Below are 10648 nucleotides of genomic sequence, written 5' to 3'. Positions count from 1 at the left end.
ATGCTGCCAGCCACCGAGCCACAGGGCGTGTCCCAATAGGGGCCTTGCCGAGTTCAGGCGCCATCACGGTTCAGACCGCCCATGCGGGCCGGTGCGATCCGCCCAGCACGTCACCACCCGGGAGGCGAACCACCATGACGACCAGACAGCGCAGCACCTCCTCGAACACGGACCCGCCCGTGCGGAGAGAGGTCGTACTGGGCGTGGACACGCACGGCGAGATGCATGTCGCTGCCGTGACCTCCCCGCTGGGGAAGGTCCTGGGCAACGAGTCGTTTCCCCGGCCACGGCGGCCGGCTATCGGCAGCTGCTCGTGTGGGCCCGCAAGCGGGGGACGGTGCGCCGGGCCGGCGTGGAGGGCACGGGCACTTTCGGCGCGGGCCTGTGCCGCTACCTGCTGGCTCAGCACGTCGAGGTGTTCGAAGTGAACCGGCCCGATCGGTCGGCCCGCCGGTTGCTCGGTAAGTCGGACCCGCTCGATGCGCAGGCCGCAGCGCGAGCCGTGCTCAGTGGTCGCGCCCGGGCCCAGGCCAAATCCGGCGACGGACCCGTGCACAGCGCCCGGATCTACAAACTTGCCAAGGACTCCGCGGTCAAGGCCCGCACCCAGGCGATCAACCAGCTCAAGGCCGTCCTGGTCATCGCCGACCCCGCCCTGCGGGAGCGGTTGTCAAGCTTGGGCAATGCCGAGCTGTTCCGCACCTGCGCGACTCTCAGCCCACCCGATGGTGGGGGAGACGAGGACGCGGTGGCCCAGGCCACCCACATGACGTTACGCATGCTCGCCGAACGCATCGAACAGCTCAGCGGACAGATCGACGAGCTGAACCAACGCCTGACCCGGCTCGTCGAACGCTACGCGCTGCAACTGCTCGTACCGGTGGGCATTGGCCCGGACAGTGCCGTCACTCTCCTGATCACCATGGGGGACAATCCCGAGCGACTGAACACTGAGGCGTCCTTTGCTGCCCTTTGCGGAGTCAGCCCCATCGAGTACTCCTCTGGCCGGCGGTGCACGCGTCGGCTCAACTACGGCGGCGACCGTCAGGCGAACGCTGCCCTGAACCGCATCGTGTTCACCCGCCTGCGCCACGACCCGCGAACCCGGGCGTACTACGAACGCCGCACCCAGGAGGGCAAGACCCGCCGTGAGATCATCCGATGCCTCAAGCGATATGCCGCCCGCGAGGTCTTCAACCTGGTCAGACCGGTTTCCCACACCCCTGCGTTGTAGGGGCGTTCGTGTGTCAGCTGTCGGGGGCCGGCCGGACGAGGCCGCTCTGGTAGGCGATCACGACCAACTGCGCCCGAACGCGTGCGTGGAGTTTGGTCATCGCGCGGGAGACGTGGCTGCGCACGGTTAGGGGGCTGAGGAGCAGCTGGTCGGCGATCTCGTGGTTCGATCTGCCCAGTGCAGCGAGTGCGGCATCCGCACCGTGGCCGCGGGCGACTCCCTGCTCTCACCCACGGCCACCCGTTCCCTGATCACCCGCTTCCTGGCCACCCCGGCCGACCACATGCCCCTCACCGCGCCGGAACGCCTCACCCTACTCACCGAACGCGAACGCGAGATCATGGCGGGCCCCGGTTGGCGACGAGCGAAACATAGACCGTGATCGCCGGTTGGCCAAACCGGCGATCACGGCAATCCTTGGTGGAGCTCGTCAGCCCCCCCCGGGCTTGGTGTTCGACATCAACACAGAAGGCTGCGCTGGGGCTCCCACACTCCAAGGAAAGCGAGTAGTTCTGTCTTATCCGATCAAGAAGCTTGCCCCCAATGCCAAGGGGAAGGTCCGGTACCGGTTCGTGGTCGACGCAGGCCCTGATCCGGTCACCGGGAAGCGCACACAGGTGACACGTACCTTCGCCACGCTGAGGGAGGCGAAGGCGGAGTACGCGGGCATCGTGCATCGTCGCTACGAGGCAGAGCGGGCACCTCTCAGGCAGGTGACGGTGGACGAGTGGCTCGATCAGTGGCTGGCCATGAAGGCCGAGGACCTGGAAGAGAGCACTGCGTACAGCTACACCATGACCTTGGCCCGCGTCCGCGGAAGGCTCGGACGCATTCGGCTCCAGGACCTAACCGAGGATCACGTCCAGGCATGGATGAGATGGGCGCTCCAGGAGGGGCGTGGGCGGGGAGGGAGGCCGGGCACCGGCCTGGGGGCGACCTCGGTCGAGATGTCGCTGGCTCGGCTGAAGGAGGCGCTTGACCGGGCAGTGACACGGGGCTTGGTCCGGGTGAACGTTGCTCGTGAGGTGACCGTTCCCCGTAAGGCACGCAGGGCAGAGCGCAGAGCGCAGGGCCAGGACCGCAGTGCCGCCGTGGAGCGTCGCGGAAGTGCGCGCTTTCGTTCGTGCGATCGCAGGTGACCGCCTGCAGGCACCACTACTTCTCGCTCTGATGGGTCTTCGGCCGGCGGAGATCTGTGGCATGCGCTGGGCGGACGTCGACCTGGACGAAGCCGCCGTGTCCATCACCAACACCCGGACGGTCATGGGGAACGACATCGTGGTGGAGAAGGACGCCAAGTCGCCCGCCGGTGAACGGCAGCTTCCTCTGCCGGCTCCGGTTGTGGCTGCCTTGACCGCGTTCCGGGATGTTCAGGCAGACGAGAAGACGGCGGCCGGGCACGGGTACGAAGACAGCGGTTACGTTCTCGTGGACGCTGGGGGCAGGGCGCTCAACGGGCGGCAGCTGCGTGAGCGGGCCTACAAGGTCATGGACCGCAGCGGGCTGCGTCGGGTCCGTCTGTACGACGCCCGTGCGAGCTGCCTGACGTACCTGGCGAACCACGGGGTCCCGGACCACCTCCTCGCCCGGTGGGCCGGCCACGCCGACGCCCGGACCACGAAGCGCTGGTACGTGAAGCCGGATGTGGAGGACCTGCGGCCGGCGGCGGACACGTGGGGAGGTCTGGCGAGTGGCTCCGCCCCCGTTCACGAAGAGAATGTGAGATGTGGGAGCGTGAACGGGTGAGTGAGAAGAACGTCGACAGCATGCAATACCGCTTTGACGGGCCGGAACAGGCCCCGGTCCTGGTCATGGGGCCGTCCCTCGGTGCTACATGGCACACTCACGGCGCCTACATCGTCGGGTTCGCCTTCGCCCACATGCTCGGCTTCAAGCTGATGCGTAGACTGAAGAAGCGGATCGGCGGAGCTGTACCGGCAGCTGGTCAGGACGACGACTGGTCGAAGCGCGCGTCGGCCAGATCGCCTGGGTATGGCTTGTGCGCACGCACTACTCTGTCGCCCCGCCGGATCCCAGTACGCCGGTTCCGTCCCGCTCCGTGATCACTCGGTTCAGGACGCTCTGCCCCTGCTCAGGCTGAACGGATCCGGCCAGCGAGGTGGCGGCGCGTGCGTCGTAGGCCGCGCGGGCCGCGTCGATGTGCGCCAGGTGCTCGACGGTCCACCGCAGGAGCGGGGTAGTGGCTTCGTAGAGGGTGCTGCCCATGGGCGTGAGCCGGTAGGTGACGTGCGGCGGCATGACGTTGTGGACGGTTCGAGTCACGATGCCGTCCCGTTCCAGGCTGCGTAGGGTGACGGTGAGCATGCGCTGGCTGATTCCGTCGACGGCGCGCTTGAGTTCCGTGAAGCGGCGGGGGCCCTGGTCGAGATGGCAGACGACACCATCAATGCGGCCCACCTCTTCATCTACTTCATCCCCGGGGCGCCAGAAGAGGCCGCCAAACTCGGCGTGAGCGAGGACGGGCCGGCGTACTTCGCGTTCCGCTCGCCCCCGATGGGGCCAGCCCCATGGCAGGTCACGCTCGCCGCCTTCTACAACTTCAGCCCACGGGCGGTGCAGGCCATGACAGGCGTGTGGGACACCGCAACGCCACAGCAGTGGCAGGCCGCCCGCTTCGCAGCCGTCGAGCGCGCGGTGCAGCGCGTCGGCGTCAACCTCGCCGTCGATCAGATCGCGGAGGCGCGCGCTGATCGCCCCAGTCGTCACGCGCCGACTACGCCGGAAAGACGATGGTCGCCGTCAACGCCTCGATCCCCCTCCCCTCCGATCCACTCGTCGCACTCTGGCAGCAGCTCACAGTGCTGCGCGAGTGGCGTGACGACGCGCATTTCACCGTGCTCGCCGCCAACGACATCGGACCGTGCGAATGCACTGTACTGCAGAGCGCGACAGGTCATTTCCCGGAAGCGATCGCACGTGCCACCAGGCTGTGGAACGACGAGGAGGCGGCCGCGGCAACAACCCGTCTCGTCGCACGTGGCTGGCTCAACTCCGACGGCACCGCGACCGACGCGGGATGGGGGAGAAGGCTGCGGGTTTGCACCCCGTCCCCGTCTTGGTGTGGACATGAGGGTGGATATCGGGCCGACGGTCACCGCCTCCGACCAGAACGACCACCCCGGCGGTGTCCTCACCATCCCCCTCCCGCACAGGCCACCGACTGCCTTGCCCGCCTGCCCGTCGAAGCACTGCACGGTATCGAACCCCGCCGGGCCAACACCCTCCACGACTATGGCATGCACACCGTCGGACTTCTCGCCGCCGGACAGGGCGGGGCGGCGGCCAGGCCGTGAAGCCACCAGCGACGAGCGCAGAGGTTCAGGCCGCGGTCCAGCCCTGTGTGGGCGAACCGCGTAGGGGCGCTCGTGCGGTGGCCGTCCACGGCGAGCGAGTCGCCCTTTATGGTGGCTGACGGGGGAGCAGGACCGACTTGCCACGGAGAGCTCACCGAAGCATCAGTCGAGCCCGCCGAGCCGTTCTACGCGTCGGGCGCGTTCGACCTCGGCAGCTGATCCGTCCCTGAAGCCATGCGCGACCCAGTCACCGGCTTCCGATGAACGGTCCGCAACGAGCCTGCCGCGGCCCGTGCCACCGAGGGGCCGACGGACATCGTCCGGTTGATCACAAGGCGGGACGCTGCTGCTGTCCTCCCCGCAGACGCGGGGCGCTCGACTGACGTGTGATCGGCCACGAGCCGTCCGCGACGACCCGGGCGCGCAGGTCAGCGGGTCGCGGCTGCCGCATTGCGGATCCAGCTGCGGAATTCGATCGCCAGGTGCTCGCAGTGTCCCTCGATCATCGAGTCCGGGGCAGCGGACGGATAGATGACGCGTACGACCACGTCGGCACCGGTGTCGGTGTCCCGCGCCTGGTGCAGGCAGTACGCGAAGGGGGTGCCATCGTCCAGGCTGAGGGCCGCGTTCATCAGCGTCACCGGGTAGGAGGCGTCCAGGTAGGCGCTGACGGCGGCGGGCAGTTCGCGTGCCACCGAGACCTTGAACCGGGTGAGGTGGCCGCCGATCGTTTCCACCATGCCTCCGGTGTAGGAGGGCGGCTCGACATAGTGCTCAGGATGGGCGTTGACGAGCAACGACTTGTCCTGGAAGCGACCGGTGCCGGCCTGCGCTTGGAACCACTCGGCCAGCTGGGTGCCGCTGAGTCCGTAGACGGTGAACTCGGTGCGGGATTCACGGTAGGTGCCGCGGGAGGCTGCGACGAGTTCCTTGTGGTAACGGTCGCCGTCGTCGATCTGCTCACCGAGGAGATCCATCATCACTTGGCCGCCGACCACGCTCTTCAGGTTCCTCAGGGCCCGCCGTGCGGCTTCCAGCTCCCATCGGTCGACTTCCGTCTCGTCGAAACTGCGGCCCATGGTGTGCAGGTCGACCGTCACCGGGGTGGACTGGTGCGCATCAGCTTGTGTGGTCATTCTCTTCCCCTTCGCATGAGGTGGGCATCGCTCGCTTGCCGCGTGCCCGCCATCGACTATAAGATGCACTCATGCATCTTGCAAGGTCGGATTCCACCCCCCGTCGCCGACGCGGCGCGGAACTGCGGGCCGCGCTCCTCGACGCCGCGTGGGGCGAGCTGATGGCACGCGGATACGCGGGGCTCACCTTCGCCGCGGTCGCCGAACGCGCCGGCACCAGTCGGCCGGTCGTCAACCGCCACTGGGCGACCAAAGACCTCCTCGTCCGCGACGCCATCCAGCGAGCCGGCGCGGAATTCACACTCACCGACCCCGACACCGGGTCCCTGCGCGATGACACGATCGCCCTTCTCGAACAGCTCAATGGAGCGTTCACAGCGTTCGCGGCAGCCATGACGGCGCAACTGGCCGCCTACTTCGAGGAAACGGGAACGACACCGGCCGAACTGCGCGCCACGCTGGTCGAGGCTCGATGGGCGCTGATCGAGTCCATCACCCACCGCGCCGCCGCACGCGGAGAGATCGACGGCACGAAACTCACCCCACGCATCACCCGCCTCCCTTTCGACCTGCTCCGGCACCAAGTGCTCATGGAACTGGAGCCGGTGCCTTCCGACGACATCCGGGAGATCGTCGACACCATCTACCTGCCCCTGATCACGTGAGCTCGAGCCCCGTACGGCCGATGCGGGTGCGCGAGCGCGGCCTGCTCCGACGCGGCGACGAGACCGCGCTGTCGCGAGCCACATTCAGTGACCTCGGCACCGAGTCGAGGTCCGTAGTGATGGGGGGTGGGGTCACGGTGGATCGTTCGGGCGAGCGGGTCATACCTGGTCCGGGACAGTGGGCGCGGCGGGGTGGGGAACGGCCGTGGTCGGGGCGTACTGGGCGGCTTGGGCGTCGGACATGGCGGCGTATCGGCCGCGGGCGGCGATGAGTTCGCCGCTGCCGCCCAGTGCGCCGTGGGCCACTACGCAGCACAGCCCCCGCGCGAAGAAGTCGATTCAGAGATCCTCGGCACCCGGGTAGTGGTGACGAAGTTTGCTGAGTACGCGCTCGTCGACAGCCCTGACGTCCCAGGAGGAACTGTCGAACTCGGTCAGGACGAGCACCAGCTCGTCCCCGGCGAACCCCCGTGCTTCGGCGTCGATCAACTCGAGGAAGGGGGTCGTCAGCGACAACAACGTCAACGTGTCCATGCCGGTGTCGGCGGACCGTCTCTTCAACTCGACACAGCGAGGGTCGACGATCTCGTCGAACTCGATGCGCCAGGTCAGGTCCAAGCCGAAGCTGCCGAGCCGAACCAGAAGCTCAGCCAGCGTCACGTAGTGCTTTCCGCGCCAGGCAGGAAACGTGATCCCGTACATCTCTGCCTTTGCTTCAGCTGTATCGCGTGCCATGCGGCCCCCTTCGTTCAGCGAACAGTGGGGCACGCCCCTAATCAGCTCATACGACCCATCGGACAGGCCCTAGTACTGCAACGGTGCTTGCTGTGACTGGTGACCAGGTTGGTCGTGGGTGTGGTTATGGGTGGGGACCTTGCTGATGTCAGGTTGTGGGCGGGCGAACTGGAAGCTGTGCATGGGCGGTTCGTGCACCGTTTCAGCAGGTCGGAGCCGCGGGAGTCCGCACTGGCTTATATGCGGGGCCTGATCGCTCCGCTGCAGCGGAAAAACGGCTGGACGCTGGCGGAAGAAGCCGGCTACGCAGGCCCGGACCGCATCCACCGGATGCTGAACCGGATCGAGTGGGACGCTGACAAGGTGCTCGACGATGTGCGTCAGTACGTGGTCGACAACCTCGGCGACCGCAGCGCCGTCCTGGTCGTGGACGACACGGGCTTCCTGAAGAAGGGCACGCAGTCGGCAGGGGTGCAGCGGCAGTACTCCGGCACCGCCGGGCGAACGGAGAACTGCCAGGTCGGTGTCTTCCTCGCCTATGCCACCGACCGCGGGCGGACGCTGATCGACCGGCGTCTGTATCTGCCCACCTCCTGGACCGACGACCGCGAAAGATGCCACGGGGCCGGCATCGGCGACGAGGTCGCCTTCGAGACCAAGGTGGCCATGGCCAAGGCGATGGTCCGCCGCGCGATCGCGGACAAGATCCCGTTTCGGTGGGTGACCGCGGATGCCGCCTACGGGTTCAGCAGAGGTTGGCGCTCCGAGCTGGAGCGGGCGGACGTCTTCCACGTCATGGCGACCACCCGGCACGACACCGTGGTCACCCGCTGGGCCATCGACCATCCCGTCCACGACCTGTTCAACGGCCTTGCCCGGCAGAAATGGAAGCGTCGTTCCTGCGGCAACGGGGCTCACGGCCTGCGGATCTATGACTGGGCACGCGTCGAGGTGCGGCCGTGGCACCGGCCCGACCGCCGCCACTGGGTGATCGCCCGCCGCAGCGTCGCCCGACCGCAGGAGATCTCCTACTACATCGCCTACTGCCCCGCCGGAACCACGCTGGATGACCTGATCCGCATCGCGGGCAGCCGGTGGGCCATCGAGGAGTGCTTCCAGAGCGCCAAGCAGGGATGCGGACTGGACGACTACCAAGTCCGCCGCTATCCCGGGTGGCACCGCCACATGACCCTCGCCATGGCCGCCCATGCCTGCCTGACCGTCCTGCGAGCCCGAGAGCTGGATGCCGGGAAAGCAGAAACGGATCCTCCCAGCTCATCCACCTCAGCCTCGCCGAGGTACGACGGCTGATCACCCGCCTCACCAACCGTCGGCCCGCACCCGTCGAGCACATCCTGCACTGGTCGACCTGGCGCCGACGACGACAGCACCAGGCCCGCACCAGTCACTACAAACAACGCGGACACATCCCCTGACCTGGTCACCAGTCACAGCAAGCACCGTTGCAGTACTAGTGCAGTGACCGGGAACGTTCGCCGGGTTGATGGTTGGGGCGGTTGGATGGGCAGATCGTGCACCGAGGAAGTACCAGCTCGGTGCGCTACCGGCGGGCGATGATGCTGCTGGCCTCGGCCGACGGGAACCACGTCCCGGTGATCGCGAAGTTGGTGCAGGCCGACGAGGACACCGTCCGGGACATGATCCACCAGTTCAACGAGATCGGCCTGGCCTGTCTACACCCTCGATGGGCGGGAGGCCGTCCCCGCCAGCTCACCCCTGACGACGAGGACTTCGTCGTACAGGCGGCCACCACCCGCCCCAACAAGCTCGGTCAGCCCTACACCCGCTGGTCGATCCGCAAACTCGCCGCCTACCTGCGCCGCGTACACGGCCGTGTCATCCGCATCGGCCGGGAAGCCTTACGGCGCCCGCTATCGCGCCGCGACAACACCTTCCAGCGCACCAAGACCTGGAAGGAGTCCCCAGATCGCGAGGGTGACGCCACCCTCGACCAAATCGAGCAGGTGTTGGGGCGCTTCCCTGACCGGGTGTTCGCCTTCGACGAGTTCGGGCCGCCGGGGATCCGGCCCACCGCCGCGGGCTCCTGCTGGGCGAAACCGAGCGAGCCCAACCGGCTGCCGTCGACCTACCACCGCACCCACGACGTCACCGCGGCGCTGAAGTCGATCCGCGCCGCCTCGCCCCGACGGAGCCCCGATCTACATCATCCTGGACAACCTCTCCGCCCACACCGGTGTGGACATCCGCCGCTGGGCGAAGAAGAGCAAGGTCGAGCTGTGCTTCACCCCCACCTACGCCTCCTGGGCCAACCCGATCGAGGCCCACTTCGGACCGCTGCGCCAGTTCACCCTGGCCAACTCCCACCACCGCAGCCACCCCGCACAGACCCAGGCCCTGCACCGCTACCTGCGCTGGCGCAACGCCAACGCCGCCACCCCGACGTGCTCGCCGCACAACGCCGAGAACGTGTCCGCATCCGCAGCGAGAATGGCATCCGCTGGGGGGGGACGCGCCCTCACCCCAGCGGCCTGGGCACAACCCGGCGAACCTAATGCGGTCACAGCACGAGCAGGCGGTTGGTTGCTGTTGAGGTTCAGAATCCTGGAGCCTGGAAAAGGCTTTGACGCGCGGTTCGCTGTTCATCGATGGTGAGCCGGACGTCGGGACCGAGCGGTCACGAACCGCCGCGCCGGCGACGGCTACACCACGGTGAGGGAGTTGTGGATGATTGTTGTGTCGGCCGCCTCGGGGGCTTTCGGCCGACTGGTCATCGACCAGTTGCTGGCCCAGGGACCCGCTGATCGCATCGTTGCCGCGGTGCGCAATCCCAAAGGGGTCGCGGATCTCGCCGCTCGCGGGGTCCGTGTCCGCCTCGGTGACTACGATGACCCGGCAACGCTGCGCACCGCGTTCAAGGGAGCCGACCGGCTGCTGCTGATCTCCTCTCCGGAGCTGGAACCCTCCCGCCGCGTCGGCCAGCACCAGGCAGCCATCGACGCGGCCCACACCGCCGGAGTCGGAGCGATCATCTACACCAGTTTCCTGGGTGCCGACACTCAGGCCCGCGGTGTCACCGCAGCTCATCACGCCACCGAGCGCACCCTGTTCGCAAGCGGGCTGCCCCACACGCTGTTGCGCCACCCCTACTACAGCGAGGCATTCCTCAACGCGGGCCTGCACGCCGCCGTCACCTCGGGTGAACTGGCCAGCGGCACCGGCGGGCGTGGCATCAATACCGCTTTCCGCAGCGAACTCGCCGAGGCCGCCGCCCGCGTCCTCACCGAGGACTGCCACCTCGGCCGCGCCTACGACTTCACCGGCAACCTGTGGACCTACAGCCAGCTCGCCCACGCACTCAGCCGTATCTCCGGCAGACCCGTCGTCCACCGAGACCGGCACGGCCGCGCGCCCGGTGCCCAGGGCTGGCTTGAGGACCAGGTCCGTGCCGGCGCACTGGAGCGACAGACCGACGATCTTCAGCACGTCCTCGGTCACCCAGCCGCCACCCTCGACCAGGCCGTCACCGCAATCCTCACCCAACCCGCCCCACCAGCCGCCAGTCCTGCCCCGGAGTGACATTCT

Annotated in this window: 9 protein-coding genes and 6 pseudogenes; 11 read left to right on the top strand and 4 right to left on the bottom strand. The window is 67.7% G+C overall.

The genetic code is table 11. The features are described 5' to 3' along the window. Window positions 1–91 precede the first annotated feature (91 nt). On the top strand, window positions 92–1234 hold the full coding sequence (locus ACIRGB_RS19375) for an IS110 family transposase (RefSeq protein WP_403866136.1): 1143 nt from the start codon (window positions 92–94) through the stop codon (window positions 1232–1234). A gap of 13 nt (window positions 1235–1247) precedes the next feature. Here ACIRGB_RS19375 and ACIRGB_RS19370 read toward each other — a convergent pair. Then, window positions 1248–1424 (bottom strand): annotated as a pseudogene (locus ACIRGB_RS19370) (response regulator transcription factor); the annotation flags it as partial. Between ACIRGB_RS19370 and ACIRGB_RS19365 the strand changes: the two are divergent. The 4 genes and pseudogenes from ACIRGB_RS19365 to ACIRGB_RS19350 form a co-directional block, all read left to right on the top strand. Continuing rightward, window positions 1425–1580: pseudogene (locus ACIRGB_RS19365) on the top strand (DNA-binding response regulator); the annotation flags it as partial. A 403-nt stretch (window positions 1581–1983) separates the two neighbouring features. Next, window positions 1984–2373, top strand: coding sequence for a hypothetical protein (locus ACIRGB_RS19360; protein ID WP_403867156.1), 390 nt, complete (start codon window positions 1984–1986; stop codon window positions 2371–2373). A 31-nt stretch (window positions 2374–2404) separates the two neighbouring features. Next, complete coding sequence (locus ACIRGB_RS19355) at window positions 2405–2980, top strand: site-specific integrase (RefSeq protein WP_403867153.1); 576 nt, start codon at window positions 2405–2407, stop codon at window positions 2978–2980. After that, window positions 2959–3075: pseudogene (locus ACIRGB_RS19350) on the top strand (3-oxoadipate enol-lactone hydrolase); the annotation flags it as partial. The gene ACIRGB_RS19355 and the pseudogene ACIRGB_RS19350, both read left to right, overlap by 22 nt. Window positions 3076–3355: 280 nt before the next feature. On the opposite strand, the pseudogene ACIRGB_RS19345 reads toward ACIRGB_RS19350, so the two are convergent. Beyond that, a pseudogene (locus ACIRGB_RS19345) lies at window positions 3356–3634 on the bottom strand (winged helix-turn-helix transcriptional regulator); the annotation flags it as partial. On the opposite strand from ACIRGB_RS19345, the pseudogene ACIRGB_RS19340 reads away from it, so the two are divergent. Next, window positions 3623–3880, top strand: a pseudogene (locus tag ACIRGB_RS19340) (hypothetical protein); the annotation flags it as partial. The pseudogenes ACIRGB_RS19345 and ACIRGB_RS19340 sit on opposite strands and share 12 nt — an antisense overlap. Before the next feature lie 104 nt (window positions 3881–3984). Then, window positions 3985–4548: a hypothetical protein gene (locus tag ACIRGB_RS19335; RefSeq protein ID WP_403866133.1), complete on the top strand. Its 564-nt coding sequence runs from the start codon at window positions 3985–3987 to the stop codon at window positions 4546–4548. 428 nt (window positions 4549–4976) lie between these two features. On the opposite strand, the gene ACIRGB_RS19330 is transcribed toward ACIRGB_RS19335, so the two are convergent. Beyond that, a complete protein-coding gene (locus ACIRGB_RS19330) occupies window positions 4977–5684 on the bottom strand; it encodes a hypothetical protein (protein WP_403866130.1) in 708 nt (235 codons plus the stop codon). Between the two features lie 71 nt (window positions 5685–5755). Between ACIRGB_RS19330 and ACIRGB_RS19325 the strand changes: the two genes are divergently transcribed. Then, the gene (locus ACIRGB_RS19325; protein WP_403866126.1) at window positions 5756–6349 is read left to right on the top strand and encodes a TetR/AcrR family transcriptional regulator; all 594 of its coding nucleotides are present in this window, start codon (window positions 5756–5758) and stop codon (window positions 6347–6349) included. A 339-nt stretch (window positions 6350–6688) separates the two neighbouring features. Here ACIRGB_RS19325 and ACIRGB_RS19320 read toward each other — a convergent pair whose 3' ends face one another. Beyond that, complete coding sequence (locus ACIRGB_RS19320) at window positions 6689–7084, bottom strand: hypothetical protein (RefSeq protein ID WP_403866123.1); 396 nt, start codon at window positions 7082–7084, stop codon at window positions 6689–6691. A 126-nt stretch (window positions 7085–7210) separates the two neighbouring features. Here ACIRGB_RS19320 and ACIRGB_RS19315 point away from each other — a divergent pair, with 126 nt between their 5' ends. The 3 genes and pseudogenes from ACIRGB_RS19315 (at window position 7211) to ACIRGB_RS19305 (ending at window position 10642) form a co-directional block, all read left to right on the top strand. After that, complete coding sequence (locus tag ACIRGB_RS19315; RefSeq protein ID WP_403867151.1) at window positions 7211–8395, top strand: IS701 family transposase; 1185 nt, start codon at window positions 7211–7213, stop codon at window positions 8393–8395. A gap of 263 nt (window positions 8396–8658) precedes the next feature. Next, a pseudogene (locus ACIRGB_RS19310) lies at window positions 8659–9618 on the top strand (helix-turn-helix domain-containing protein). Window positions 9619–9790: 172 nt separating this feature from the next. Beyond that, window positions 9791–10642, top strand: a complete 852-nt coding sequence (locus ACIRGB_RS19305; RefSeq protein ID WP_403866120.1) for an NAD(P)H-binding protein — start codon at window positions 9791–9793, stop codon at window positions 10640–10642. Window positions 10643–10648: the final 6 nt, after the last annotated feature.

Source organism: Streptomyces sp. NPDC102490 (assembly GCF_044765285.1).
Classification (GTDB): domain Bacteria; phylum Actinomycetota; class Actinomycetes; order Streptomycetales; family Streptomycetaceae; genus Streptomyces.
Note: the sequence above shows the minus strand (reverse complement) of the source record. Positions and strands in the feature narration are given on the sequence as shown.